The 25,765-nt window shown below is 61.7% G+C and carries 26 protein-coding genes and 1 riboswitch; of the genes, 9 read left to right on the forward strand and 17 right to left on the reverse strand.

From position 1 onward, the window contains the following. From ACTQ4R_RS04575 to ACTQ4R_RS04625, 11 genes are all read right to left on the reverse strand, one after another. A complete protein-coding gene (locus ACTQ4R_RS04575; RefSeq protein ID WP_441626284.1) occupies window positions 1-1,905 on the reverse strand; it encodes an NADH-ubiquinone oxidoreductase-F iron-sulfur binding region domain-containing protein in 1,905 nt (634 codons plus the stop codon). Continuing rightward, window positions 1,902-2,381, reverse strand: coding sequence for an NADH-quinone oxidoreductase subunit NuoE family protein (locus ACTQ4R_RS04580; RefSeq protein ID WP_441626285.1), 480 nt, complete (start codon window positions 2,379-2,381; stop codon window positions 1,902-1,904). The genes ACTQ4R_RS04575 and ACTQ4R_RS04580 overlap by 4 nt, the downstream gene beginning before the upstream one ends. A gap of 218 nt (window positions 2,382-2,599) precedes the next feature. Then, window positions 2,600-4,006: an alanine/glycine:cation symporter family protein gene (locus tag ACTQ4R_RS04585; protein WP_441626287.1), complete on the reverse strand. Its 1,407-nt coding sequence runs from the start codon at window positions 4,004-4,006 to the stop codon at window positions 2,600-2,602. Between the two features lie 94 nt (window positions 4,007-4,100). Beyond that, window positions 4,101-4,193: riboswitch (glycine riboswitch) on the reverse strand. A gap of 255 nt (window positions 4,194-4,448) precedes the next feature. Then, on the reverse strand, window positions 4,449-5,330 hold the full coding sequence (locus ACTQ4R_RS04590) for a PfkB family carbohydrate kinase (RefSeq protein ID WP_441626289.1): 882 nt from the start codon (window positions 5,328-5,330) through the stop codon (window positions 4,449-4,451). 85 nt (window positions 5,331-5,415) lie between these two features. Then, window positions 5,416-6,108, reverse strand: coding sequence for an MgtC/SapB family protein (locus tag ACTQ4R_RS04595; RefSeq protein ID WP_441626290.1), 693 nt, complete (start codon window positions 6,106-6,108; stop codon window positions 5,416-5,418). Window positions 6,109-6,126: 18 nt separating this feature from the next. Continuing rightward, window positions 6,127-6,852 carry an MgtC/SapB family protein gene (locus tag ACTQ4R_RS04600; protein WP_441626292.1) on the reverse strand — a complete coding sequence of 242 codons (726 nt, stop codon included), beginning with the start codon at window positions 6,850-6,852 and terminating at the stop codon, window positions 6,127-6,129. A gap of 339 nt (window positions 6,853-7,191) precedes the next feature. Continuing rightward, entirely contained in the window at window positions 7,192-8,187 is a 996-nt protein-coding gene (locus tag ACTQ4R_RS04605; RefSeq protein ID WP_441626294.1) for a ComEC/Rec2 family competence protein, read from the reverse strand. A 6-nt stretch (window positions 8,188-8,193) separates the two neighbouring features. After that, window positions 8,194-9,138, reverse strand: coding sequence for a carbohydrate ABC transporter permease (locus tag ACTQ4R_RS04610; protein ID WP_441626296.1), 945 nt, complete (start codon window positions 9,136-9,138; stop codon window positions 8,194-8,196). 88 nt (window positions 9,139-9,226) lie between these two features. After that, on the reverse strand, window positions 9,227-10,477 hold the full coding sequence (locus tag ACTQ4R_RS04615) for an extracellular solute-binding protein (RefSeq protein ID WP_441626298.1): 1,251 nt from the start codon (window positions 10,475-10,477) through the stop codon (window positions 9,227-9,229). A gap of 63 nt (window positions 10,478-10,540) precedes the next feature. Continuing rightward, window positions 10,541-11,380, reverse strand: coding sequence for a carbohydrate ABC transporter permease (locus tag ACTQ4R_RS04620; protein WP_441626300.1), 840 nt, complete (start codon window positions 11,378-11,380; stop codon window positions 10,541-10,543). A 123-nt stretch (window positions 11,381-11,503) separates the two neighbouring features. Then, on the reverse strand, window positions 11,504-12,493 hold the full coding sequence (locus tag ACTQ4R_RS04625; protein ID WP_441626301.1) for a LacI family DNA-binding transcriptional regulator: 990 nt from the start codon (window positions 12,491-12,493) through the stop codon (window positions 11,504-11,506). A 284-nt stretch (window positions 12,494-12,777) separates the two neighbouring features. Between ACTQ4R_RS04625 and ACTQ4R_RS04630 the strand changes: the two genes are divergently transcribed. Beyond that, window positions 12,778-13,425, forward strand: coding sequence for a DUF624 domain-containing protein (locus ACTQ4R_RS04630; protein WP_441626303.1), 648 nt, complete (start codon window positions 12,778-12,780; stop codon window positions 13,423-13,425). A 40-nt stretch (window positions 13,426-13,465) separates the two neighbouring features. Here ACTQ4R_RS04630 and ACTQ4R_RS04635 read toward each other — a convergent pair whose 3' ends face one another. Both ACTQ4R_RS04635 and ACTQ4R_RS04640 read right to left on the reverse strand, forming a co-directional pair. Continuing rightward, entirely contained in the window at window positions 13,466-14,740 is a 1,275-nt protein-coding gene (locus ACTQ4R_RS04635) for an L-cysteine desulfidase family protein (protein ID WP_441626305.1), read from the reverse strand. Window positions 14,741-14,823: 83 nt separating this feature from the next. Then, window positions 14,824-15,621, reverse strand: a complete 798-nt coding sequence (locus tag ACTQ4R_RS04640; protein WP_441626459.1) for a ZIP family metal transporter — start codon at window positions 15,619-15,621, stop codon at window positions 14,824-14,826. Between the two features lie 839 nt (window positions 15,622-16,460). On the opposite strand from ACTQ4R_RS04640, the gene ACTQ4R_RS04645 reads away from it, so the two are divergent. Continuing rightward, a complete protein-coding gene (locus ACTQ4R_RS04645) occupies window positions 16,461-16,628 on the forward strand; it encodes a ribbon-helix-helix domain-containing protein (protein ID WP_441626307.1) in 168 nt (55 codons plus the stop codon). A 26-nt stretch (window positions 16,629-16,654) separates the two neighbouring features. Here ACTQ4R_RS04645 and asnS read toward each other — a convergent pair whose 3' ends face one another. Continuing rightward, entirely contained in the window at window positions 16,655-18,049 is a 1,395-nt protein-coding gene (asnS, locus tag ACTQ4R_RS04650; protein WP_441626309.1) for an asparagine--tRNA ligase, read from the reverse strand. A gap of 272 nt (window positions 18,050-18,321) precedes the next feature. On the opposite strand from asnS, the gene ACTQ4R_RS04655 reads away from it, so the two are divergent. Further along, window positions 18,322-18,735, forward strand: coding sequence for an EamA family transporter (locus ACTQ4R_RS04655; protein WP_441626311.1), 414 nt, complete (start codon window positions 18,322-18,324; stop codon window positions 18,733-18,735). A gap of 54 nt (window positions 18,736-18,789) precedes the next feature. Here ACTQ4R_RS04655 and ACTQ4R_RS04660 read toward each other — a convergent pair whose 3' ends face one another. Continuing rightward, window positions 18,790-19,575 carry a hypothetical protein gene (locus ACTQ4R_RS04660; RefSeq protein WP_441626313.1) on the reverse strand — a complete coding sequence of 262 codons (786 nt, stop codon included), beginning with the start codon at window positions 19,573-19,575 and terminating at the stop codon, window positions 18,790-18,792. Window positions 19,576-19,723: 148 nt separating this feature from the next. Here ACTQ4R_RS04660 and ACTQ4R_RS04665 point away from each other — a divergent pair, with 148 nt between their 5' ends. The 6 genes from ACTQ4R_RS04665 (at window position 19,724) to ACTQ4R_RS04690 (ending at window position 23,286) form a co-directional block, all read left to right on the forward strand. After that, the gene (locus ACTQ4R_RS04665) at window positions 19,724-20,803 is read left to right on the forward strand and encodes a PfkB family carbohydrate kinase (protein ID WP_441626315.1); all 1,080 of its coding nucleotides are present in this window, start codon (window positions 19,724-19,726) and stop codon (window positions 20,801-20,803) included. A gap of 57 nt (window positions 20,804-20,860) precedes the next feature. After that, window positions 20,861-21,790, forward strand: a complete 930-nt coding sequence (locus tag ACTQ4R_RS04670; protein ID WP_441626316.1) for a pseudouridine-5'-phosphate glycosidase — start codon at window positions 20,861-20,863, stop codon at window positions 21,788-21,790. 70 nt (window positions 21,791-21,860) lie between these two features. Further along, window positions 21,861-22,205, forward strand: a complete 345-nt coding sequence (locus ACTQ4R_RS04675) for a DUF1294 domain-containing protein (protein WP_441626318.1) — start codon at window positions 21,861-21,863, stop codon at window positions 22,203-22,205. 129 nt (window positions 22,206-22,334) lie between these two features. Beyond that, window positions 22,335-22,526, forward strand: coding sequence for a DUF1540 domain-containing protein (locus ACTQ4R_RS04680; RefSeq protein ID WP_441626320.1), 192 nt, complete (start codon window positions 22,335-22,337; stop codon window positions 22,524-22,526). Window positions 22,527-22,573: 47 nt separating this feature from the next. Next, window positions 22,574-22,927: a TSUP family transporter gene (locus ACTQ4R_RS04685; protein ID WP_441626322.1), complete on the forward strand. Its 354-nt coding sequence runs from the start codon at window positions 22,574-22,576 to the stop codon at window positions 22,925-22,927. Beyond that, window positions 22,924-23,286, forward strand: a complete 363-nt coding sequence (locus ACTQ4R_RS04690; RefSeq protein WP_441626324.1) for a TSUP family transporter — start codon at window positions 22,924-22,926, stop codon at window positions 23,284-23,286. The genes ACTQ4R_RS04685 and ACTQ4R_RS04690 overlap by 4 nt, the downstream gene beginning before the upstream one ends. 34 nt (window positions 23,287-23,320) lie before the next feature. On the opposite strand, the gene ACTQ4R_RS04695 is transcribed toward ACTQ4R_RS04690, so the two are convergent. Beyond that, window positions 23,321-24,430, reverse strand: a complete 1,110-nt coding sequence (locus ACTQ4R_RS04695) for a glycerol dehydrogenase (RefSeq protein WP_441626461.1) — start codon at window positions 24,428-24,430, stop codon at window positions 23,321-23,323. A 31-nt stretch (window positions 24,431-24,461) separates the two neighbouring features. Then, window positions 24,462-25,760 (reverse strand): S1C family serine protease, encoded by a 1,299-nt coding sequence (locus ACTQ4R_RS04700; RefSeq protein WP_441626326.1) that lies wholly within the window; start codon window positions 25,758-25,760, stop codon window positions 24,462-24,464. Window positions 25,761-25,765 lie beyond the last annotated feature (5 nt).

The raw sequence follows: 25,765 nt of genomic DNA on the forward strand, positions 1-25,765 counted from the left end.
TCAGCCCTCCTTTGCGGCGGTGATGGCGCCGAAGGGGCAGTTGCCCACACAGGCGCCGCAGTTGATGCACTTCTCCGGGTCGATGGTGTGGACCTGCTTCACGGAGCCGGAAATGGCCTCCATGGGGCAGTTCTTGCGGCACTTGCCGCAGCCCTTACACTTGTCCGCGTCGATGGTGGGATGGGGCTTTTCCCGGTTGCAGATGGGGCAGTGATGGTCCACCACGTGGGCAAGATACTCATTGCGGAAGTATTTCAGCGTGCTCTGCACGGGCTTGCAGGCGCTCTGGCCCAGGCCGCACAGGGCGGTGTTGGTGATGGTGTCCGCCAGCTCCTCCAGCAGGGCCAGGTCCTCCAACGTGCCCTTGTTGGCAATGATGCGGTCCAGGATCTCCAGCATCCGCTTGGTGCCCTCCCGGCAGGGAACGCACTTGCCGCAGGATTCCTTCTGGGTGAATTCCATAAAGAACCGGGCGGTCTCCACCATGCAGGTGTCCTCGTCCATGACCACCAGGCCGCCGGAGCCGATCATGGCGCCGATACCCTTCAAAGAGTCAAAGTCCAGCGGCAGGTCCAGGTGCTCCTTGCTGGCGGTGGTGGCGCCGCCGGAGGGGCCGCCGATCTGGACGGCCTTGAACTTCTTGCCGCCCCGGATGCCGCCGCCGATGTCGAACACCACTTCCCGGATGGTGGTGCCCATGGGCACCTCAATGAGGCCCGTGTTCACCACATTGCCCGTCAGGGCAAAGGCCTTGGTGCCGGGACTGGTGCGGGTGCCGATGGAGTGATACCAGTCCACACCGTTTCGGATGATGAGGGGAACGTTGGCAAAGGTCTCCACGTTGTTCAAAACCGTGGGCTCCGCCCAGAGGCCGTGCTCGATGGTGCGGGGCGGCTTGACCCGGGGCATGCCGCGGTTGCCCTCAATGGAGGCGGTCAAGGCGCTGCCCTCGCCGCAGACAAAGGCGCCGGCACCCCGGTTCACGTGGATGCGGAAGGAGAACTCCGTGCCCATGATGTGGTCGCCCAGCAGGCCGTAGGCCTCCGCCTTGGCGATGGCGGCCTTCAGGCGGTTCACGGCCAGGGGATACTCGGCGCGGACGTAGATATAGCCCTCGTCGCTGCCCACAGCCAGGCCCGCGATCATCATGCCCTCCAGCACGCTGTGGGGATTACCCTCCATGATGGAGCGGTCCATGAAGGCACCGGGGTCGCCCTCGTCGCCGTTGCACACCACGTATTTCTTGGGAGAGGTCTGCTTCCGGGCGCCCTCCCACTTGCGGCCGGCGGGGAAACCGCCGCCGCCGCGGCCCCGGAGGCCGGAGTCGGTGATGGTCTTGCAGATCTCCTCCCCCGTCATTTCAAACAGGGCCTTTTCAAAGCCGGCGTAGCCGCCCTTGGCGATATACTCCTCAATGTCCTCGGCGTCGCTGCGGCCGCAGTTTTCCAGCACCACCCGGTGCTGCTTTTTGTAGAAGGGGATATCCTCCTGCCGTGGATAGGCCACTCCGTCCAGATGGTACACCAGGCGGTCGATGATCTCACCGCCCAGGACGGTCTTTTCAATGATCTCGCGGCAGTCCTCCGGCTTAACGTGAATGTACATGATGCCCATGGGCTCAATGTGGACCAGGGGGCCCATTTCGCAGAAGCCGTGGCAGCCGCTCATTTTCACATGGAGGCTCTTCTCCTCGTCGGTGTCGTGTTTGAGGCCCACATATACCTGGAGGCCGCGCTTTTCGCACTCGCTCTTGATATTGTCATAGATCTTCATGGCGCCGCCGGCGATGCAGCCGGTGCCGGCGCAGATGAGGACGGAGGGGACCTGCTCGCTCTGCTTCAGGGCGTTGCGGGCATTGGCCTGGAACACGTGAAAGCTGTCCCGCGTCAGTTTCGTCTGGATCATTTCCCGCTCTCCTCCTTCCGGATATCCTCCAGCAGCGCCAGGGCCGCCTCGGGTGTCATTTTCGCGTGGACCTCACCGTCAATGGTCATGACCGGCGCCAGACCGCAGGCGCCCAGGCACGCCACCGTCTCCAGGGTGAACATGCCGTCGGCGGAGGTCTTTTTCTTGCCGGTCAAGCCCAGATATTCATGGATGGCGTCAAAGATGGGCTGGGACTTGCGGACATGGCAGGCGGTTCCGGCGCAGACCTTGACGATGTGTCTGCCCTTGGCCTCCAGGGAGAAGTTCTCATAGAAGGTGGCCACACTGTACACCTTAGCGGTGCTGATGCCTAGCTTTTCCGCCACCAGAGTCAGCGCCTCCTCGCTGAGATATTTGTACTCCGCCTGGATCTCCTGCATGATGGCAATGAGATTGGACTGCTGACAGCCGTAGCTGTCGATGATCTCGCTTGCCCGGGTCAGTTCGTTGCTCATCGGCGTATCTCCTTTTCTCATCGGCGCCCTCCGGCGCTCTGATTTTCCCGTTAATAATTATACAATCCCACAAATAAGGTGTCAAAATATTTTATTTTTTTGTTAATTCAAACGTTTTCGTTGTACTCTTTTTGTGGAAAAAGCAGAAAAATCCGTCGCCCGTATTTTCGGGCGGCGGATTTTCATGACGGTTTCTTTACTTGGCAGCCATTGACGGCTTACTTTTTCACGCCGACGCCGTGGGTGGACTTCACCACCATGGCGGTGAGGGCGAACAGGGCGATGGCGTTGGGGATGACCATGAGGTTGTTGAACATGTCAGTCAGCTCCCACACCAGGTCGTTGCTCATGACGGTGCCCAGGAAGATAAACACCAGGGCGATGGCGGAATAGACCTTGGCGGAATGCTTGCCGAACAGGTAGATGACGTTGATCTTGCCAAACAGGTTCCAGCTGAGAACGGTGGAGAAGGCAAAGAAGAACAGGCAGATGGCCACGAAAGCGGCGCCCAGGCTGGAGCCGAACACGGTGCCGAAGGCCGTCTGGGCCAGGTTGGCCTTGTTGATGGTCTCGGTGACGGCGCCGGTGTAGCCGCCGGCCAGCACACCGTCGCTGGTGTACAGGGTGGAGATAATGACCAATGCGTTGAGCGTCAGCACCACGAAGGTGTCGATGAACACGCCGATCATGGCCACCACGCCCTGGTCGTGGGGGTCGGCCACGTTGGCCTGGGCGTGGGCGTGAGGCGTGGAGCCCATGCCGGCCTCGTTGGAGAACAGGCCCCGCTTGGCGCCCTGGCTGACGGCGGTCTTGATGGCGTAGCCGAAGCCGCCGCCGATGATGGCCTGGGGCTGGAAGGCATACTTGAAGATCATGCCGAAGGTGGCGGGGATGTACTTCACGCGGACCACCAGGATGACCAGGCCGCCCACCAGGAAGATGGCCGCCATGATGGGAACGATCTTCTCCGTGACGGAGGCCAGGCGCTGGACGCCGCCCAGGAAGATGACGCCGCAAATGACCACCAGCACGATGCCCACGATCCAGGAGGGGATGCCAAAGGCGGTCTGGAAGGTGGAGCCGATGGAGTTGGACTGGACCATGCAGCCCATGAAGCCCAGAGCCAGAATGATGGCAATGGCGAAGAAGCCCGCCAGGAACTTACCGAAAGCGCCCTTGAAGGCGGTGGTGATATAGTAGACAGGACCGCCGTGGATGGTGCCATCGTCGTCCACCACGCGGGTCTTGAGGGCCAGGGTGGCCTCCGCGTAAATGGTGGCCATGCCGAAGAAGGCGATGATCCACATCCAGAAGATGGCACCGGGGCCGCCGGTGAGGATGGCGCCGGAGGCACCCACGATGTTGCCGGTGCCCACCTGGGCGGCGATGGCGGTGGCCAGCGCCTGGAAGGAGCTCATGCCCCGTTCCTGTCTACCGCCCCGCAGGGACAGGTTCCCGAATACCTTTTTCATACCCTCGCCGAAGCAGCGTACCTGCACGAAGTGGGTCTTGATGGAGTACCACAGGCCAACAGCCACCAGCAAAAATACCAGAATGTAGTTGGACAGGTACGTGTTGATCTTGACGACAACGTCAAGCAGCGCGGATTCCACAGATGCGAACATAATTTGTTTCCCTCCCGAAAAAATAAACGGACCAGCTGAACACACAGCTGCTCCGGAAAAGAAAACACAGACACACGCGGACCCCTTATCCGCGCTGATCCACTCTGTCCTTTTACCTGAGAGATTCAGCGGCCTTGCCGCCTTGCACCTTCGGTACCCGTCATCGGGCTTCTCCAGAGCCACATCCATCCATAGTCCCCACCCGGTATCCGGGCGCCTGAGAGTTTTACTCCTTCGGCAGGCTTGCGCCATTCCCCTACGGACTTCGTTTGCCGTTATCTAATTGTGTTACTACCTTACCACGCCGCTGTCCGGATGTCAATTGCGCTTTTTCACAAATTGTCCGTGCAGCAGCGACGGATATTCTCAATATATGGACAAACTCTCCAAACCTGTCCGCAAAACATCCCCGCCTGTCGGGCAGGCGGGGATGGGGACGGTCTCAATAAAAGGTGTGGATATAATCCAGCACATCCTGGCGGGTGCCCTGGAAGGGACCCGGTGTCTCCATTTTCAAGGAGACCAGGGCCGTGCAGTACTGCAAGGCCTCGGCAATGCCGGAGCGCTGGCGTTCCGTGATGTAGCCGGCAAAGGTGGTATCCCCCCGGCCGGTGCGGCCGGACAGGTTCCGGGCCTTGATGGGGCAGGTGTAGATGGCCTTGCCGTCATAGGCCAGGACCTCGGTGTTGTGGGTGATGAGGACCTCCTTGGCCCCCCATTGGTGCAGCAGGCGGGCAGCCTCCGCCCGGTCGGTGAGGCCCGTCAGGATCTCCGCCTCGGCGGCGTCAGTCTTGAGGTAATCGATGCAGGGCAGATACTCCTTTTTCTCCGCCCAGTCATGGAAGGCCATGGTCTTGTCCGCCTCCACGTGCCGCAGCAGACACTGCACGTCCACCGCCACCTTGCCGTGCTTGGCGGCCTCTGCGAACAGAGCGCCGTCAAAATCGCCGTATACCAGGCCGGCGAAATGGTAGATCTTGGTATCCACATCCGGTAGCTCGTCAAACCGGAAGGGATCGCACACGCCCATGGAGGTACAGGCCCGCTTCTCCTTGTCAGCGGTGAAATACTGGTTGCGGATGGAGCAGGTAGCCCTGGAGGGCTTCCAATACACATCGGCGCCGGAGCCGGCGAACCGGGCCTCCACATCGGCGTCGGCGGGGTCCAGCTTGGTGAATACCGCCGTGCGGTTGCCGCTTTTGGCCGCCGCGAAGCCGGAGGCCACCACAGCGCCGCCCACCTCCTTGCGCTCGTTGCCTTGATAGTCGATATTGTGGTCCAGGGACACGGGTCCGATGACCAGCACATCATATTCTTGTTTCATATTGAGGGCTCCCTTCTGATTGGTTTGCCGGGGTCAGTTTGATTATACCATTTCCCGCCCGCAGCGTAAAGCCCCTCCGCCGCTTTCACAGCTCCTCCACAGACAATACGCCCTGGGTGGCATGGATGTCCGCCAGCAGCTTTTCCACCCGGCACCTCTTGTTCAGCCGCAGGGAAAAAATGGCGCAGGCATTGTGGTGCTCGCTGCCGGTGGGGCGGGTGATCTCCAGGTTCAAAATCTTCAGGTTCAGCTCCCGGAACAGCTTCAAGATGTTCTCCAGGCAAGCCTTGTCCGTATACTCCATATACAGGTTGATCTCCGGCGCGTTCTCCAGCATCCGGTACTCCAGCCGGGCAAACAGCAGCTCCGCCAGCAAAATGAGGACCGTGGTGAGAATGCCGCCCTCGTAAAAGCCGCCGCCCAGGGCCAATCCCACGATGGCGGAGGTCCAAAGGCCCGCCGCGGTGGTCAGGCCCTTCACCCGCTGCTGGCGGGTGACGATGATGGTGCCGGCGCCGATGAAGCCGATGCCGGCCACCACCTGGGCGCCTAGGCGGGCCATGTCGGTGTAATAATGCATGTAAAGGTACAGGTACTGGCTGGTGAGGGTGGTCATGGCCGCGCCCAGACAGATGAGGATGTGGGTGCGGAAGCCAGCCGGGCGGCGCTTGAACTCCCGCTCGATGCCGATGACGCCGCCGCAAATGACCGCCAGCAGCATCCGCACGGACACCGACAGCACATTGATGTCCCGCAGGCTGTCAAAAAAAGGTATCATGGCTGTTCTCCCCCTTCCTCAGATCTCGTCAATGGTGTAGACGCCGTCCACTTCCGAAATGGCCGCCAGCACACGGGTGTGGGCCTGCTTTTGGTGGAGGCGGATGCTGAACACGGCGCTGGGGCGCCGGAGGTCTTCCTCCCGGCCCCGGGCAATGTCCACCTCGTAGATCTGCACGTCCTGGGCCTTGATGCGGTTGATAATGGCGCCCACGTTGTCCAGCGACTGGAACTCCACATAAATATTCATGTTCCTGGCGCTTTCAATAATGTAATTCTCCACTTGCGGCAGCAGGCGGATGGCCAAGAAGATCAGCACAAAGCCCAGCAGCACGCACTCATAAAAGCCCGCGCCGATGGCAAGACCCATGCAGGCGGAGGCCCACAGGCCCGCCGCGGTGGTCAAGCCCTTTACCTCCTGGCGGCCGGTGACGATGATGGTGCCGGCACCCAGGAAGCCGATGCCGTTGATGACTTGGGCGCCGAAGCGGGACACATCCGTGCGGATGCCGATCTGACCCGCCAGCTCCGCCCAGTCATGGGTCACCATGTAATATTCATACTGGCTCAGCAGCATGGTCAGTGCCGCGCCCAGGCACACCAGCATATAGGTCCGAAAGCCCGCCGGACGGCGCTTGCGCTCCCGCTCCAGCCCGATCAAGCCGCCGAACAGCATGGCCAGCGTCAGCCGCAGCAAAATGGATACGAAATTCAGTTGCCGCAGCTGGTCAAAAAAAGCAAACACAGTGCCGCGCTCCTTTCCTCCGGACAGGGTGCCGGGATATGGCGGGGAAAACAGCCGGGCCGTCTTCTCCTTTGGTATGGAATGCGGCAGGCTGATCGCCCGCCGCAACGAAAACGCTTGCGTAAATACACTCCGTCCCTGTCGGCGGAGCGTTTTATTATTTGTACCATTTATGCAGGAAAATGTCAATGTGTTTCCTGGTTAACCATTTATTTTTGTAGAAATGCACGAAAGCAAATCCCATTTCCAGTCTCTTTCCCCACTTCTCACCGACACCTTTCAGCAAACGTTTGACTTTTCGCGCGGCAGAAGCCCGGGCTGTGAAAGCCCGGGCTCTTTTCACACATGTTCCACATACCGGGCGGACAAGCCCGCACGCCCGCCCACCGCAAACTCCAGGGCCTCATGGGGCGCCGGACGGCCGGATGCAACCGGAGGGCAGTCGGAAAAGTACAGTTCGGCACCCGCCGCCGCGATCATCGCCAGGGTATCCGGGTGGGCGCTGTCATAGCGGCGGTCGCTGGAGGCACAGCACACCGCCATTCCGGGCCGGACAGCTTCCAGCAGCGCCGGGGAAACGCCGTCCCGCTGGCCGTGGTGCCCCACCTTGAACAGGTCCGCCCGCAGCAGCTCCGGGGGGACGGCGCCGTATCCGGCGCGGTTGGTGTCGCCGGGCAGCAGCAGCCGGACGCCCCGGTATTCCAGCAGCAGCATGAGGCTGAAATTGTTCATCCGGGCGTCCAGAGCGTTGAGCGCCTGCAAAAAGGCCCGGGGCTCCTCTTCCGCGAACAGGTCCCGGCAGCGCCGCTCCAGCTCACCGGCATCCGCCGGGCCGGGGGCCAGCACCTGCCAGCGCAGGTCCGGGCACAGCTGCCCGCTGTCCCCGGCGCCCAGGGTGCGGATGGCGCCGCCGCCCTGCTCCACACCGGCGCAGAGCCGCTGATAGTCGTTGAACGCCCGCAGAAATTTACTTTGGGAGGGAGTCTCCGCCAGGGTGGTATCCAGAATCCGCATGGTGCCCCGGTAAAAATCCGACGGAAGCGTCTGCCACAGCTCCGCCGGCGGGCACAGCTCCGCCGCTGCCAGCAGGCCGCAGACATGGTCCTCGTGGATGTGGGTGGACACCATACAGTCGATATGGTCTGTTCCGGTCCGCCGCAGGTATTCCGCCAGCGTCAGCCGGCCGGAGGTGCGGTCGGCATACTCCTCCGCCTCGGCGCTGCCGCCGTCGATGGCCATGACGAACACACCGCCGGGGCGCTCCGGCGCCGGACACCGCAGCACCATGGCCTCGCCGTACCCTACATTTACAAATGTCAGCTTGCATTCTTCCATAGGCAGTTATTTAATGGCACGTTTGATGTAAGCGCTGGCCAGGATCAGCACCAACAGCGTCATAACGATGGCGCCGGCACTGCCGAAGCCAAACTTCAAGTTCCGGATGCCGTAGTTGTACAGGTACTGGGTAATGGTGGAGGTGGTGCCGGCCGGACCGCCGCCGGTGAGGATATTCACCTTCTCGAACAGGCGGAAGGTGTCGATGGTCCGCAGCAGGGCGCACAGGGCCAGTCCGTTTTTGATGTTGGGGATGGTCACATACCAGAACTGCTGGATGACGCCGGCACCGTCGATGCGGGCGGCCTCGTACTGGCTCTCCGACACGGACTGCAGGGATGCGTACAGCAGCAAAAACACGAAGGGAACGTTCTGCCACACGTCGATGAGCAAAATGGTGCCAAAAGCGGTCCGGGTATCCATGAACCAGTTGAACACCGGCAGGTGCAGGGACTCCAGCACCTGGTTGATAATGCCGTAGTTGGACGAGAGCATCATGCGCCAGCTGAGGGCCACCGTCACCGCCGGCAGCAGGTACGGCAGAAGCAGCAGCGTGCGCATGACCTTCTGGCCCCGCTTGAGGCTATTGATGAAAACCGCGATCAGCAGGCCGAACACCATTTCAAAAAACACAGCCAGAATGGTGAATTTAACGGTGTTCCAGACCGCTTGGCGGAAATAGACGTTTTGAATAAGATCGGTATAGTTTTTCAGCGCGACGAAAGAGGCGTTCTCCGCGCCCTTGAGGTACTGGTAATCGGTAAAGCTGTAAACAAAAGTGAAAATCAGCGGATACGCCGTCAGAATGGCCATCACCACCAGCGTGGGTGCCAGCATCAGGCGGGGGAAGGTGCGCTCGCCCAGGTGGGGCTCCCTGGCGCGCTTTCTGTTCAAGACGGCTTGCTTCATAAGGTCCCCCATTCTGCCGCGGTACACGGCACAGTTCATCATGGTAGTTCTCCCCTCCCGGCGCCGCGCCAGGGCGGCGCCGGGAGGGCGGTTTATGTGTTTTCGTTCAGTTTACAGAGCGGAAGATCGCTCAGGCCAGCAGGGCCTCCAGAGCGGCCTGGGCGTCAGCAAGGCCGGTGTCCATGTCCTTGGTGCCCTGGATAACGGCGTCCATCTCCATGCCCAGGATGTTGGTAAACTCAGCCCACTCCTCGATGACGGGGCGATACACGCCGGTCTCCAGAGCGGAGCAGACAGTCTCCAGGTGGGGATACTTGGCCAGGACGTCCTCGTTGAGCAGGCAGCTGTACCGGCAGGGCACGCCGCCGCCGTCAATGGAGGCCAGCTGGACCTCGGGGTCCATCAAATACTTCAACAGTTCCAGAGCCAACTCCTTGTTGGGGCTGTTCTCGCAGACGCCGATGGTCCACACGCCGTACATGGAGGTGTTCTTGGGGGTGTCATTGTCGTCCAGCTTGGTGGGGATGACGGTGTAGTTGGCATTGGAGTCGGCGGTGGGGACGTACCAGCCGGGCCAGCCCTGGCCCAGGGCTGCGTCGCCGTTGTCGATGGCGGCCACGATGTCATCCTTGTCCATGGTGTCGCCCAGCTTGTACAGGTCGATGTAGTTCTGGAAAGCGGCCTTGAACTCGGGGGTATTCACGGTGGGCTGGTTGTTCTCATCCACGACCCAGCCGCCGTGGACCAACAGGTGGGGGATGAAGTCGGAGACGATGTTGTCGCCGGAGCCGCCGCGGATGAGGAAGCCCTTCTTGCCGGCGGCGTTGGTCTTTTCAGCAATGTCCTTCAGATCAGCGAAGGTGTCGATGTCCTCGGGGGCATAGCCGGCGTCGGCGATGAGCTGCTTGTTGTACAGCATGACGGTCACGTTGCCGAAGTAGGGGGCCAGGTAGATGTCGCCGTCCACCATGCAAATGTCGGTGGTGGCGGGGATGATGTCGTCGTCAAAGCTGTAGCCCATCTCGCTGAGGTTGGCCAGCACGTTGTTGGCGGTGAACTCAGCCATCCAGGAGCCGTCCACCATGCACAGGTCATACTCGCCCTTGGGATTGGGGGCATTCAGGGCGATCTTGGTGTGCAGGTCGTCAAAGCTCAGGTCCAGGACCTCGCAGGTGACGTTGTGTTCTTTCTCGAAAGCGGGCAGAGCGGCCTTAATGACCTCGCCGTAGGTGCCGCCCCGCAGGATGAGGGTCATCTTCGTGGGCTCGCCGGAAGTCTGGGCATCGCCCTCGGCAGGCTTCTGCTCCTCTTTTTTCCCGCCGCAGGCGGCCAGAGACAGGACCATTGCCAGGGTCAGGATCAGCGCGAACAGTTTTTTCATTTCTTTTCCTCCTAATCTTGCAGATCTTGTTGATGGTGCTCTCTGTATGTTCTTCCGATTTTGTTACTCCTTGACAGCGCCGCTTGACAATCCGGAGATCAAGTAGTTCTGTGCAAAGATCACAAACAAGGTAATTGGGATCACGGAGATGACGCCGCCCGCGGCCACCAGGCCGAAGTTGGTGAGATTGTCCTCCGTGTTCAGCACGGCCAGCGCCAGCGGCACCGTGTAGTTGCTGGGAGACTGGACGAAAATGATGCTGTACGTGTACTCGTTCCAGGCGTACATGAAGCTCAGCATGGCGATGGCCGCGATGCCGGGCGCCACCAGGGGCAGCACGATCTTGCGGAACAGCTGCCATTCCGTGGCACCGTCGATCTGGGCGGACTCCTCAATATCCTCCGGCAGATCCTGGAAGAAGCTGATCATAAACCAGATGATGAGGGGGATATTGATAAGGATGCAGGCCAGGACCACGGGGATCTTTGTGTACAGCACGCCCAGCTTGGAGAACATGCCGTACAGCGGGATGGTAAAGGCCACCGGCGGCAGCACGCGAACCAGCAGGATCCAGTATGTGAGGGGCTTTTTCACCCGCAGGCGGAACCGGCTCCGGGCGATGATGTACGCCGCGCACAGGCCGATCATCAGCGACAGCGCCGTGGAAACGAGCGTGGTCTGCAAACTGTTGACGATGGCCTTGCCGAAGCCCTTGGCGGTGAAAAGCTGCCGGAAATGCTCCATGGTCAGCGACGCCGGGATGACGGAGATGTGTCCCGTCATCTCGCTGGTAGGCCGGATGGCCATGGCCACCAGCCAGTAAATGGGAAACAGGGCCACCAGCAGCAGCACGGCGCAGACAACGCCCTTGACAACGGTGCTGGCTTTCATCTTCCGTTTCATACGCACGCCTCCTCGCGTTCCCAGGGTGGTCATTCAAAAGCTTTTGACCATCCGAGTATACCGGGTTTTTTCCCGGCAATCTATCAAGGTTTCCGCAAAACCGCGTAAAGCGGGATTTTACATTCAGGTACTGCCCCGGACCCGCAGCTCCGTAGGCACCACCGTGGTCATCTGGCACTCTCCCTTTCCCGACAGCAACGCCTGCAGCCGCTCCACGCTCAGCTCGCCCATGCGGCGGCAGTTGATGTGGACACTGGTCAGCTCGGGCTCCAGCATGGTGCACACGGAGGAATCGTCAAAGCCCACCACGGACACATCCTCCGGGATGCGCATTCCCAGGCGGCGGGCCGCCTTCATGACGCCCACGGCGATGACGTCGTTGGCGCCGAACACAGCGGTGGGCCGGTCCTTTCTGCGCAGCAGGTCCATGGCGGCCTGGGCGGCGCTCTCCACGGCGGCGTCGCACATTTTTACATGCTGGGCGTCCACCCGGATGCCGTGCTCCCGGGTGACGGCCAAGAAGGCGCTGTACCGCTCCCCCACGATGTAGGGTGAAAAGCGGCCGGCGATCATGGCGATGTTCCGGTGACCGCGGCTGATGAGATGCTCTACCGCCAGGCGCACGCCCTCGTACTCGTCGGAGATGACGCAGGGCAGCTCCATGCCGGCCACCCGGTTGTTCACCAGCACCACGGCGATGCCGCGGCTTTGAAAATCCGTCACCATATCCGCCGGTGCGTTGCCTCCCAGGATGACGCCCTCCACCTGCTTGTTCTGGGCGGTGCTGGGCATGGCGCCCCAGTCCGCGGCGGTGGAGATCACCAGCTGGTGGACCGATTTGTTGGTCTCCCGCATGATGCCCTCACAGATGCCGGCGTAAAACTCGTCCAGGATGGTGGCGTCCTTTTTGCAGATGAGGAAGGCGATCTTGTCCGTCCGCTGGCGGGCCATGGCCCGGGCGATGGCGTTGGGGTAATAGTGGAGCACCTCCGCTGCCTCAAACACCTTCCGCCGGGTGGACTCCCGCACCAGCTCCGGGTTGGAAAAGGCCCGGGAAATGGTGGCGGTGGACACGCCGGACAGGCGGGAAACATCGTAGATCGTGGGGTTCAAGACTCTGTCCTCCCTGCATGTAAGCGGTTTCAAACTCTTGAAATGATACAAGCGCCGCAGTTTCCCGCAACGCTTTTCTAGTTAGAATTTACCATCGTTCGTTTAAAAAATCAAGAGTTTTCGTAAAATTATATAGTTATTATAATTTTATTCGCTTTTAATTGGTCATTTTCACAGTTTTAATGTAAGCGTTTGCATTTTGCCGCAGCGTACCCTTCCCGTTGACAAGGCCTGCCGCCCCGCCTATACTGAAGGTGTTCCCCTTTCAGAAAGGAGTGCGTTTTTTGAAGGAAAAGAAGCCCTTGAAGCAGCATATTCTGGATTTTTTCGGAGATTCCTCCCCGTTTATGACCCTGGTGGGCAAAGGGGCCCTGCTGGTGGTGCTGAACGTGTGCTGGCTGGCGCTCTGCCTGCCGGTGGTGACGGCGGGGGCCTCCACCGCCGCGCTGTACGCGGTTTTGCAGTCGGAGGAGTATTCTTACCTCTCCGCGCCCTTCGCGTTTTTCCGGGCTTTCCGGATTCGGGCCCGGGAGGCCACGGTGCTGTGGCTGCCCTTTTTGATGCTGGGCATCCTGCTGGCCCTGGACCTGCGGCTGCTTCTGCTGCGGCAGATGATGAACAGCGTCCTGCTGCTGACGCCTCTGCTGCTGGCCGCCGCCCTGTGGGGCGTGACGCTGGTGTGGCTGCTTCCTGTTCTGGTCCGGCGGGGCGGCACCATCGGACAGGTCCTCCGCTCCGCTTTCCTGCTGGGGCTGGGCGAGCTGTGGCGCTCCCTGGCGGCGTTGGCGCTGTGGGTGCTCCCCGGTATTGTATTCCTGTTCTATGCCCGGACATTCCTGCGTCTTGCGCCGCTGTGGCTGCTGGTGTACTTCGCCCTGGCGGCCCGGCTGATCATGGCGCTCCAGGAGCCCGTTTTTCGAAAAAAGCCGTAAAAAAGACATCCGGTGCGGTGCATCGGATGTCTTTTTCATCTCACTGGCCCACCATGATGTGGAGGATCTCCTCGTCCGTCCGGCGCATGCCCTCCCGGGCCAGGCGCCCCACGTTGCCGATGGTGTTCTCCACGCCCTTTTTGATGATGCCCTCGCCGTCCACGAATTGGTGGCCGCTCATGAACATGTGGTAGCCCATAAGGCCCGCGTCCACAGCGGCGGCGATCTTGGCCGCGCAGGAGGGCTTGGCCCCGTCACAGATCATGCCGGAGCAGATGGCCAGGGCGTTGGCAATGGTATGGGCCACCTCCCGGTATCGGCCGCCCTTCAGATAGGCCACGCCGGAGGCGGCGCCGCAGCCGGCGCTGACCGCGCCGCAGAAGGCGGACAGGCGGCCGATGCCGGTCTTTTGATGGATGGTCACCAGGTCCGCCACCACCAGGGCCCGGATGAGGGCGTCCTCGTCCACCCCCATGTCCCTGGCGTATTCGATGACCGGCAGGGATGTGGTCATACCTTGATTGCCGCTGCCGGAGACGATGACCACCGGCAGCTCACAGCCGCTCATACGGGCGTCGGAGCCGGCGGCGGCCGCCGCCTTGGCCCGGACGGCTACATCGTCGCCGTAGACATCGCGGATGGTCTTGCCCACCTCGGCTCCCCAGCCGCCCTTCAGTCCCTCGGCGGAGATGGCGCTGTTGTAGGCCACCTGCCGGCGGATGACCTCCGCCACGTCGGCGGTATCCAGACAGTCGGCGAACCGGATGATCTCCTCCACGCTGAGGACGGAGCGGTCCGTCTGCTCCTGCTTTTCCCCGCTGCCGCCCTGGGACTGAAAGACCACCTTACCATCCTTCTGGATGCAGGTGATGTTGGTGTGGTAATCCACGATCTCACAGCTGGCGCTGTGGCCGCCGCCCTCGGCGGTGACGCAGATGTAAAACACCCGGTCTCCCAGGGCCGGCACCACGGTCATTTCGCAGTCCTTCAAAAATTCCGCCATGGCGGCGATCTCCTCCGCCGTCACCTGGGAGAGGACCTCCAGCTCCAGCTCCGCCTTTCCCGCCACGATGCCGGCGGCGGCAGCGGCCTCGATGCCCTTCAGACCACCGGTGTTGGGCACCGTCACCGCCTTCACGTTTTTGATGATGTTGCCGCTGACCTCCACCCGGCAGGCCAGGGGCATGGAGCCCAGGGTCTCCCGCGCTTTGGCGGCGGCCAGTGCGATGGCGATGGGCTCCGTACAGCCCATAGCGGGGATGAGCTCCTCCTCCAGGATCTTCACATAGCTGTCATAATGGGGCGTTTTTTCCATACGTCCTCCTCCTTATACGGCGGATTGGTCTCCACCTTCGATGATATGCTTCTTTGCCCGGCGGTACAAGGGCCGGGCGCGTTTCAGCCCAGAACCACATCCAGCAGCATCATGACGAGAAAGCCCGCCATCACGCTGATGGTGCCCGCATGGGAGTGCTCTCCCAGTTGGGCCTCCGGGATCAGCTCCTCCACCACCACGTAGATCATGGCGCCTGCGGCAAAGGACAGCACCCAGGGCATGACGCCGGTGATGCTGCCGGCCACCAGTACTGTCAAAAGGCCGAAAATGGGCTCCACCACGCCGGAGGCGGCGCCGCAGAGGAAGGCCTTCGTCCGGCCCACTCCCTGGGACTTCATGGGCAGGGACACGGCGGCGCCCTCCGGGAAGTTCTGCAGGCCCATGCCCAGGGCCAGGGCAACAGCGCCGGCCAGGGCGCCGGGGGCGGTGTCCATGGCCGCCACGGAAAAGCTCAGACCCACGGCCATGCCCTCCGGGATGTTGTGGAGGGTCACCGCCAGGACGATCATGGTGGTGCGCTTCCAGTGGGCCGGCAGGCCCTCCGCCTGATCACTGCCGATGTGAAGATGGGGCAGCAGGCCGTCCAGCAGCATCAGCGCGGCGCCGCCCAGGACGAATCCGCCGCCCACCGGCAGCAAGATCCCCTTTCCCGCGCCCTCCGCCATCTCCATGGCGGGAATGAGCAGCGACCACACCGACGCGGCGATCATCACGCCGGCGGCAAAGCCCAGAAACACCTTTTGGGTCGTGTGGGACAGGTCCTTTTTGAAGAAAAATACCATGGCGGCGCCCAGGACGGTGGCAAGGCAGGTGAAGCCGGTGCCCAGGGCCGCGTATAACAATTCTCGATACAGCATCATGCACTCCTTTCCCGATAGGTCCATCATACCCTGTCCGGACGGATTTTTCCAGAGGGATTTTTGGGGAGGGGTGTCCATTGCCATGGACGGGGACAGCGCAGACTTGCGCTGGAGAGATGCACCCCCCATTTTCTTTGGTCTTGCCAAAGAAAACGGGCCGTGCACGGTCCAAAAGAAAAACGCTTTTCGTCCAAACTTGCCCATCCGGGCAAGTTTGGGGATGCGAACGGCTGATAGCCAGCTTTCCGCAGATTTGCCCAGCTCCATCCAGGTGCGCTGTAACGCTCCTGTCCACCCACGTTTATGCCGCAAGCTGCGACGTAATATCTCATTCCAGGGTGCTTGTCAATGCGTCCAGCTTCTCTTCCCGCTGCCGCTCCGTGGGGGGAGTTTCCAAAGAGGGGGCCGCAGCCCCCTCTTTGTGTCGTTTGAAGGGGAGGTCCAGGAGGGGGAGACCGAAATCCCCCTCCTGGCGTGTCTTTTGGACCGGGCGCGGCCCGTTTTCTCCACGGGGAGAAAATGGGGGGCGCACATGCCCAGCCATCATCATGGCTGTCCCCCATCCTGAGAGGATGCCTCCTCTCTTTTTTGAAAATACCCGCACGCCGGAGTCTTTGCCCTGCGCATCTTGCACCTGGGCTTGACGCAATGTCCGTCGTCAATGGGCTCATACCGCCACCCGCACTTGACGTAATGCCGCCGGAAATGCTTGCACATACCGCAGGTTACTTCCATTTTTTCACCTCCATATATACCATATATATACTATATATGTACCACTAGTCAAGAAAAAATGGAGATGATATAGTACATACATAGACAGTATGTGGAGGCGTCATATGGGAGAAGCCGTTTTGGTCAATCGGAAAAAATTTGTCTCTTCTCTGGCAAATGAGCTGGTGGAGCCTTTTGATATGCTGTCCAAGCAGACCCGTGTCCCCAAGTCCCGCTTGCTGGACGAAGCCATCGAGGACCTTCTAAAAAAGTACGAAAAAAAGAACGGCTGATCCCAGCCGTTCTTTTTTCATTCCTTTTAGAACTCCGCATTGCCCACGGTGCGGGGATGCAGCTCCACATCCCGGATGTTGTTGATACCCGTGAGATACATGACCATCCGCTCGAAGCCCAGGCCGTAGCCGGCGTGCTTGCAGCTGCCGTAGCGGCGCAGGTCGCAGTACCACCAGTAATCCTGGGGATTCATGCCCAGCTCCTTGATGCGGCCCTCCAGAATGTCGATGCGCTCCTCACGCTGGCTGCCGCCGATGATCTCGCCGATGCCGGGCACCAGGCAGTCCGCCGCCGCCACGGTCTTGCCGTCGTCGTTGAGGCGCATGTAGAAGGCCTTGATCTCCTTGGGATAGTCCGTGACGAACACAGGGCGCTTGTACACCTGCTCGGTGAGATAGCGCTCGTGCTCCGTCTGCAGGTCGCAGCCCCAGAACACCTTGTAGTCGAACTTGTCGTTGTTCTTCTCCAGGATCTCCACGGCCTCGGTGTAGCTCACCCGGCCGAAGTCGGAGTTTGCCACGTGGGTCAAGCGGTCGATAAGGCCCTTGTCCACGAAGCTGTTGAAGAAGGCCATCTCATCGGGGCACTTGCGCATGACCTCTTTAATGACGAACTTGATCATGGCCTCGGCCACGTCCATGTAGCCCTTCAGATCGCAGAAGGCCATCTCCGGCTCGATCATCCAGAACTCGGCGGCGTGGCGCTGGGTGTTGGAGTTCTCCGCCCGGAAGGTGGGGCCGAAGGTGTACACATTGCCGAAGGCCATGGCGAAGTTCTCGCAGTTGAGCTGGCCGGACACGGTGAGGCTGGTCTTTTTGCCGAAGAAGTCCTGGGACCAGTCCACCTGGCCGTCCTCGGTCTTGGGCACATTGTTCAAATCCAGGGTGGTCACCTGGAACATCTCGCCGGCACCCTCGCAGTCGCTGCCGGTGATGATGGGGGTGTGGACATAGACGAAGCCCTGCTCCTGGAAGAACTGGTGGATGGCGTAGGCCGCCACGCTCCGCACCCGGAAGGCGGCGGAGAACAGGTTGGTCCGGGGACGCAGGTGCTGGATGGTCCGCAAAAACTCCACGCTGTGGCGCTTTTTCTGCAGGGGATAGTCGGGAGAGGAGGTGCCCTCCACCTCGATGGCGGTGGCCTTCAGCTCCAGCGGCTGCTTGGCCTCCGGCGTCAGCACCACGGTGCCGGTGACGATGAGGGCCGCGCCCACGTTCTGGGAGGCGATCTCCTTATAATTTTCCAGCGTGCCGGCCTCCATGACCACCTGCAGGTTTTTGAAGCAGGAGCCGTCGTTCAGCTCAATGAAGCCGAAGTTCTTCATGTCCCGGATGGTGCGGGCCCAGCCGCCCACGGTGACCGTCTGGCCGGACAGGGTCTCGCTGTCGGCGTAAATCGCCGCGATTTTTGTGTAGCTCATAGAAATTCACCTGTTTTCCTGTTTTGATCATCCGCCGGTGAAAAAGGCACGGGTCCTCTCCGCAAGCGGACGGTATGGCGCATAATTAAGTTGTATTGTACCGCATTTTCCCTTGCTTTACAAGAGGAAAACCGGCTCTTGCCTCCACTTTTTCCACACTTTCGCCTTTTTTTTACATTTTTTCCCGTTTCACCGCCCAAGGGCATTGACTCCCGCCGCGTTCGTGCTACTATATATAGACACCGATATTTTCATTGACAGGGGGCCTTTTCATGTGGTTCGTATTCGCGCTGCTGTCCGCCTTGTTCGCCGCGTTGACTTCCATCCTGGCCAAAGTGGGAATTGAAGGAGTCAACTCCACCCTGGCCACTGCCATCCGCACCTGCGTGGTGCTGGCTATGTCCTGGGGCATGGTATTTCTGACCAATGTCCAGGGCGGCATCTCCTCCATCAGCCAAAAGAGCTGGCTGTTCCTCATTCTGTCAGGTCTGGCCACCGGCGCCTCGTGGCTGTGCTACTACCGGGCTCTGCAGATCGGCGAGGCCTCCAAGGTGGTGCCTATCGACAAGCTCAGCGTCGTCATCACCCTGGTGCTGGCCTTTGTGTTCCTGCATGAGCGGTTCACCGTCAAATCCGCCGTGGGCGCCGTCCTCATCACCGCCGGCACCCTCATTATGGTCCTGTAACCAAACGCCCGCCGTGGGCTTCCACGGCGGGCGTTTTCCATCTACATTTTACATTTACGAAATGGCCTCGCTGCCCACGGAATAATCGCCCCAATGTCCGTCAGCGGACTGGGTGGCGGTGCAGCTGCTGAAGAAATAGGCCCCCGTGCCGCTGCGCCACTTCTGGGCGTCAAAGGCGATGGGCCGCAGGTCGTAGCTGCCCACCACGGGCTTTTCCGTAATGGTGAACAGGCAGCCATCCTCCCATTGCAGGTGCTCTTTGTCAATATAGCCCTGGTCCGCCAGCTCCTCCCAGGTGCCGGTGACTGGCTCTCCGCCGTGGCGGGCGGCAAAAGTCCAGGCCACCGCCGCCTGCTCGCTGTCCGAAAGGCTGGTGTCGGAGAGGTCCACGCCGATGTAGGTCAGACCCTCTCCGTTCAGTCCCGGGTCCACGGTCCACAGGTCTTCCAGCACCCGCAGGTACAGGACGCACAGGTCGTCGAAGCCGCCGGGGCAGACTTCCGCAGAAGCCACGCCGCCAAACTGGACAGGCCAGGTCTCCAAAAGCCCGCCGCTGTAACACACCTTCACCACTTCGCCGGGGTGCAAGTCATCCTCCTCCCGGAACAGGGTGTATATATTGGTATCGTCGCCTTGTCCCGCCAGCAGGAGCTGCCCGTCCTCCGCCGCGACCACCCGGCAGGTGACGGTAACGGCCGCGGGCTGCGCTGTCTCGCCGCCGGCCTGCGCTTCCCCGGAGGGCGTGCCGCCGGGGACGGGAGCGCCGCTTCCCGCGGCACCGCAGGCCGCCAGGACGCACAGGCATAGGTACACGCTTAAAAACAGACACCACTTTTTCATGGAAAACGCCTCCCTTTGCCTATTCGGACGGCTGCGCCGGCCGTTTGGTTCCATCCCTTCTAAAATTCCGTATTGACATTTGCGGAAATATCCGTATTATAAGCAATAGATTAGTGTTTTAATTTTTGCTTAGAAAGAAGGTGGCCCCATGACCCAGCGGGAACGGCAGCTTTTGAACTGGATCGAGGAAAATCCCCTCATCTCCCAGCAGGAGCTGGCGGACAAGGCGGGCATCACCCGTTCCTCCGTGGCGGTGCACATCTCCAACCTCATGAAAAAGGGGTATATCACCGGGAAGGGCTACATTGTCCGCACCGCGCCGTATGTGACGGTGGTGGGCGGGGTGAACATGGACATCGGCGGCCGCTCGGACCGCGCCCTGGTACCCCAGGACTCCAACCCCGGCACCGTGTCCATGAGCCTGGGGGGCGTGGGCCGGAACATCGCCCACAACATGAGCCTTTTAGAGTTGGATGTGCGGCTTTTGACCGTGTTCGGCGACGACGCCAACGCCCAGAAGATCGCCGCCAGCTGCGGGGAGCTGGGCATTGATATCTCCCAATCCCCGGTGGTCCCCGGCGGACGGACCAGCACGTACCTTTTCATCAACGATGAAAAGGGCGACATGGCCCTGGCCGTCAGCGACATGGACATCTACCGCCACCTGACGCCCCAGGCGCTCTCGGCTCGGCAGAAGCTGCTGATGGGCAGCCAGGTCATCGTGCTGGACACCAACATTCCCGAGGAGAGCATCCGCTGGCTGGCGGAAAACAGCACCGTGCCCCTGTTCGCGGACCCGGTGTCCACCGCCAAGGCCGTGAAGCTGAAAGGGGTGCTGGGCCGGCTCCACACCTTAAAGCCCAACCGCATGGAGGCGGAGCTCCTCTCCGGCGTGCCCATCACCGACGAAGCAAGCCTCAACCGGGCGACGGACGCCCTGCTGGCCACGGGACTGCGGCGGGTGTTCATCTCCCTGGGGAGCGACGGCGTGTTCGCCGCCGACCACAACGCCCGGCTCCGCCTGCCGGTGCTGCCCGCCCAGATGCGCAACACCACCGGCTGCGGCGACGCCTTCATGGCCGCCATCGCCTGGGCATACCTACGGGGCACGGACCTGCGGGACACCGCCATGGCGGGCCTCGCCGCTTCCGCCATTGCCATGGAGGGAAGCGAAACCATCAATCCCGCTTTGAGTGTTCAAGCTCTAACAACGCGGGCCGGCCTGTAAATTATCTAATATAAAAGTTAAAACTATCAATATATTTATCATTTGGAGGAATTTATCATGGCTTTGAACAAGTATCTCGACATTGCTCCCGAAGTACGCAAGGCCCTGGAGGAGGGCCGCCCCGTGGTGGCGCTGGAGTCCACCATCATCTCCCACGGCATGCCCTATCCCCAGAACGTGGAGACCGCTTTGAACGTGGAAAAGATCATCCGGGACAACGGCGCCGTGCCCGCCACCATCGCCGTCATTAGGGGCCGCCTGAAGGCCGGCCTCAGCGCCGAGGAGATCGACTATCTGGGCAAGACCGGCACCGCCGTGGCCAAGGCCAGCCGCCGGGACCTGCCGGTGCTGGTGGCCCAGGGCCGGGACGGTGCCACCACCGTCACCACCACCATGATCATCGCCCACATGGCGGGCATCCAGGTGTTCGCCACCGGCGGCATCGGCGGTGTCCACCGGGGCGCTGAGACCACCATGGACATCTCCGCCGACCTGGAGGAGCTGGCCCACACTCCCGTCATGGTGGTCTGCGCCGGTGCCAAGTCCATCCTGGACCTGGGGCTGACCCTGGAGTATCTGGAGACCCACGGCGTGCCTGTCATCGGCTACGGCACCGAGGAGCTGCCCGCCTTCTATACCCGCAAGTCCGGCTTCAAGGTGGACTACCGCATCGACACCCCCGCGGACCTGGCCAAGGCCTTCTATGTTAAGCAGGACATGGGCCTGGGCGGCGGCATGCTGGTGACCAATCCCATCCCCGAGGCGTTCTCCATGGACGCGGACGTCATCAACAAGGCCATCGACGAGGCCGTGGCCGAGGCCAACCGGCTGGGCATCCACGGCAAGGAGACCACGCCCTTCCTGCTGGCCAAGATCAAGGACCTGACCGGCGGCGACTCCCTGGCCAGCAACATCCAGCTGGTGTACAACAATGCCCGGCTGGCCGCCAAGACCGCCGGTGAGCTGTGCGCTCTTGCCAAGGGCTGAGCTTTCTGCTAAACTGGACTGGCCGGAAAAATCCCGGCCAGTCTTTTTGAAATTGGAAGGAGGCGCGGCTATGAAAGCACTGTATCAGCCGGAGGGCACCGCGGTGACGCTGTTCGCGGTGGTGGGAAATCCCTGGGGCCTTTTGGCGCTGTGGCTGGCAGTCATCAATCTGGCGGCCTTTGTAATGTTCGGTGTGGACAAGTGGAAGGCCAAGCGCCCCGGCGCCCGCCGCATCCCGGAGCGGAATTTGTTTTTGACCGCCATCGTCGGCGGCAGCGTCGGCGCGTGGCTGGGCATGAAGGTCTGGCGCCACAAAACGCTGCACAAGTCTTTCCGCTTCGGCATTCCCGCCATTTTCCTCTGCCAGTTGCTGCTGGCTTTGGGGCTGTTTTTGTATTTCCGCGTCTTTCGGTAAAAGGGTTCCCGCTGACCGGCGGGAATCTTTTTTTCGCTCTTTTTTCCGCCTGCGCGCATAGCTTTTCCCAGGCGGTGCACACTATGCCTCGGCGAAAGCCAACTTATTTCTTGCAGGAGGATGTATCTCATGAACAAGGATTGCACCAACAGCGGCTGCGCCTGCACCCCCAACCAGAGCATCAAATGCACGGTCAACAACTGTGCCCACCACTGCCAGGACAGCAACTACTGCGGTCTGGACAGCATCACCGTGGGCACCCACGAGGCCAACCCCACCGAGATCAAATGCACCGACTGCGAAAGCTTCAAGCTGAAGTAACATCCCAGCCGCCGGGGGGCCTCCCCCGGTACATAGGAGGTGGCGGCATGGAAAACAAGTGGGCGGCCCGGCTGGCTGGCGGCGCGGCCGGCCTGGCCAACGGCTGCTTTGGCGGCGGAGGCGGCATGGTATTTCTGCCTATTCTCTCCCGGTGGGGAGGTCTCAGTCAGCGGAAGCTGTACGCCACCTGCGTGGGCGTTATCTTTCCGGTGTGCCTGGTGTCCGCCGGGGTGTACCTCGTCCGGGGCGGCGTGCCCCTTTCCCAGGCGGTGCCCTACCTGGCCGGCGGGCTGGTGGGCGGCTTTCTCGGCGGCAAGCTGTACGGCCGGGTCTCCACGAAGCTTTTGAAGTGGCTGTTCGCCGCCTTTCTCTTTTACGCGGGGGTGAAATACCTGCTGTGACGGACTGGGTGCTTCCCTTTCTCTGCGGGCTGGGTGCCAGCGTCATCTCCGCCTGGGGCGTGGGCGGCGGAACGCTGCTGCTGTTGGTAATGACGCTGTTTTTGGGGGTGGACCAGCGGACCGCCCAGGGCATCAACCTGCTATTCTTCCTGCCCACCGCCCTCAGCGCCCTGGTGTGCCACATCCGGGGCGGCTACCTGGACAAGCCCACCCTCCGCGCCGCCGTACCGCCGGCCGTGGTCTGCGCGGCGATTGGGGCCTGGGCCGCCACGGCGGTGGACGTGGCGGTGCTGCGCAGGCCCTTTGGCGTCTACCTGCTGCTGTCCGGTGTGAGCCTCCTCTGGCCAAGAAAAAACTGACCGCCGCGGATCTGTCCGCAGCGGTCAGTTCCTTTTATTTCCTTTCTTCGCGCCGGTGCCAAGCCCGGCCCATGGCGTCCGCCGCCAGCAGGGCGTTGTACACCATATCCGGCGTCACCGGGAAGGGCATATGATGGATGGTGGCGCCGGGCACGCAGGCCTTTTCCGCCGCCAGGCACAGCAGGCCGTGGTCGATGTCCGGCCAGCCCATGTCCGCAAAGCATACCGGCAGACCCACCTGGCAGCAGAAGTCCAGCACTTCCTCCACTTCCGTCCGGGGGGCGTCCTCCATGACCAGCTGGGCTAGGGTGCAGAAAGCCACCTTGCAGCCGTGGTAGAGGTCGTGAAGTTCCGGAATGAATGTGAAGCCCTTCTGGATGGCGTGGGCGGCGGCCAGTCCGCCGCTTTCAAAGCCCACGCTGGAGAGATAGGTGTTCACCTCCACAATGGTCTCCACCGCCTCCGTGCAGGCGCCGGCCTCCACAGCCTGCTTGGCCCGCAGGCCGTCCCGCCGCAGGTACTCCCAGCACATGGCGGCAAGGCCCGTGGCCGCCCGTGTGGGCTTGCCACCGGTCTGGTTGTTGCTGCCGGAAGCCCGGCAGGCCCTGGCCTCGAACCAGGTGGCCATGGCGTCGCCCATGCCTGCCACCAGCAGAGAGACAGGGGCCTTGGCAATGACCGCCGTGTCCACCAGCACCATATCGGGACACGCGTCCAAAAACAGGTATCGCTCAAACTCCCCGCTGTCCCGGTAAATGACGCTGAGAGAGCTGCAGGGAGAATCCGTGGAAGCCACCGTGGGCACAATGACCACCGGCAGCCCGGTCTCGTGGGCCACGGCCTTGGCGGTATCCAGGATCTTGCCGCCGCCGATGCCCACCACCGCCGTGGCCTGCTGCTCCGCCGCAGCCGCCGTCAGGCGGTCGATCTGGCTCTGGCTGCACTCGCCGGAAAAGATCTCATAGTGGAGCTGGTAATCCTTTCCCGCGAAGCAGGTCTCCAGAGTAGGGCAGATTCGCTGGACGCCGGACCTGCTGATGATGACCAGCAGCCGCCGGCCCATTCCCCGCAGATACTGGTCAAATTCCCCCAGCACACCTGGGCCCTGCACATATTTGGACGGACTTTTCAACACTTTGCTCATCATGCTTCCTCCATCGTTCTAACCGGGTCCCTCAAGGCGTATTTTCGCCGTCGGCCTGCTCCAGCACCAGCGTCACTTCCACCAGTGTGCCGTCCCGCCAGAGGGTCATGGGCATCTCGTCGCCCACGTGGTACTGCCGCCGGGCACGCAGCAGGTCCCGGCTGGCGACGACATCGATACCGCCGGCGGCCACCACGAAGTCGCCCACCTGGACGCCGGCCTGTTCCGCGGCGGAGCCGGGGGTCACGGACTGGACCTCCACGCCCCACAGCTCCTCTCCCAGCTGGGTGCCCAAGCTCATCACCGTGACGCCCAGTACCGGCTCCGGCTGGACCTGGCCGCTGGTCAAGAGGTCATTCACCAGCCGCCGGATGGTGGAGGCGGGAATGGCAAAGCCCAGGCCCTCGACATTGGAGTAAGAGGAGCTCATTTTGATGGTGTTGATGCCCACCACCTGGCCGTATTCGTTGATGAGGGGACCGCCGGAGTTGCCGGAGTTCAAGGCGGCGTTGGTCTGGATGAGGGTCATGGTCCGGCCATCCACCCACACGTCCCGGTTGATGGCGGAGACGATGCCATCCGTCAGCGTGCCCCGCAGCTCATAACCCAGGGGGTTGCCGATGGCGTACACCTTATCTCCCACCGTCAGCTTTTCCGAATCGCCGAACCGGGCGGCGGGCAGGCCGGTCCTGTCCACCTTCAAAACCGCCAGGTCGCTGTCAGCGTCGCCGGCCACATAGCAGGCGGCGTAGCCGTGGTCATTTTCCAGGTAAATGGTGCAGTCGCTGCCGCCCTCCAGCACATGGTAGTTGGTGAGGATATAGCCGTCCTCCGAGAAGATGACGCCGGTGCCCATGCTGGCGCTCTCCTTCCCCAGCTGCACCATCACCGTCACCACGGACGGGTTCACCTGGCGGTAGACCTCCTGGGCCGTCAGCGGGGCGCCGTGGCCCTCCTCCACCGTCAAAGCAGCGCCCTGGCCGTAAGGATAGGTGGGGATGGTGATCTCCCGGGAGGGCTGGCTGTCCGGTTCGTCATAATAATAGTCGAAGGGGTCCCAGTAGTCCGCCTGGCTCCGGTTCCACAGCCAGGTGCCGCCGGCCACCGCCACGATCACCATCAGGCAGGCCAGGAATATCCAAAGGCCCTTCCGGCCTTTCCGGCGGTAAGGCCTCTGTGTTTCTTCCCTTGGCGTCTGCGGCGCCATCCGCCGAGGCAGGGGGCGGGCATACGTCTCCACCACCTCGTTCCACCGGGGCTGGCGGTAGGTCTCCACCACTTCGGCCGGGAGGGTGTTTTCCTCCCGGCCGGTCGTTTTTCTCTCGTCCATGCGGT

It is taken from the genome of Dysosmobacter sp. Sow4_B12 (assembly GCF_052116665.1).
In the GTDB taxonomy this organism is placed as follows: domain Bacteria; phylum Bacillota; class Clostridia; order Oscillospirales; family Oscillospiraceae; genus Oscillibacter.